General features: G+C 55.6%; 1 protein-coding gene. It reads right to left on the minus strand.

The genetic code is table 11. The annotated features are described in order from the left end of the window. Positions 1-119: 119 nt before the first annotated feature. Positions 120-875 carry an IS21-like element helper ATPase IstB gene (gene istB / locus JWG43_RS17545; RefSeq protein ID WP_205244248.1) on the minus strand — a complete coding sequence of 252 codons (756 nt, stop codon included), beginning with the start codon at positions 873-875 and terminating at the stop codon, positions 120-122. Positions 876-916 lie beyond the last annotated feature (41 nt).

Genomic DNA, 916 nt, shown 5'->3' on the forward strand with positions numbered 1-916 from the left:
GTGGTGACGCGGGCTGTTTCAACCACGCATAGAAGCCACTGGCTAATAACATCATGTCGATCAGCCAATAACATCATGCCGATCACCATTTTTCTACCCGCAGGAACTGCGTCTTTCTTTTACTCTGCCTGATCGGCATCGGTCAAGTTGATGCCCTGTTTTCGCATCGACTCACCTGTCAAACCTACTCGTACCGCTCTGTGGATCAGCCGGTCCAGGATCGCTTCTGCGAATGTGGCCTCTCCGATCATCCCATACCATTTCTCTACCGGCAGTTGGCTCGCAACCACTGTCGAGACCCTCCCGTAACGGGTATCGATGATCTCCAGCAAATTACTGCGCTCGGCCGCATCCAGCATCTCCATGCCCCAGTCATCCAGGATCAGCAAGCCCACATTATTCACCTGCTCCAGCAGCTTCGGATAACTGCCATCCGCCTGCGCCAGTCTCATCTCTTCCAGCAGGGTTTTCAGCCGGTAGTAGCGCACCGCTACGCCTTGCCGGATAAAATAGCGGCCCAACGCACAGGCCAGGTAACTCTTCCCACAGCCTGCCGCCCCCGTCAGCAGCAGGTTTTGCTGATGAGCCAGCCACTGCCCTTCCAGTAGCTGGCGGATCTGCGCTTTGCTTATTCCCCGGCTGGCACGGTAGTCCAGCTGCTCAATTTGACCGGACAATCGAAACCGCGCTTGCTTCTCCAACCGGTTAACTTTGCGCTGCTCCCGTTGCACCAGCTCATGGCTCAGTAACAGTTGCAGCCGCTCTTCAAAACCCATATCCAGGTACAGCATGCTCTGGGCCTGCTGCTGGTTCAGGGCCTGTTTCATACCGCTCAAGTGCAGGCGGCTTAGTTGTTCATTGAGGTGTAATTGCATGGGCTTCTCCTGAGCTGTGGGGGTTAGTGGAAGTAGTGCTC

The sequence above is a fragment of the Desulfobulbus alkaliphilus genome (genome assembly GCF_016918545.1).
GTDB classification, from domain to species: Bacteria; Desulfobacterota; Desulfobulbia; order Desulfobulbales; family Desulfobulbaceae; genus Desulfobulbus; species Desulfobulbus alkaliphilus.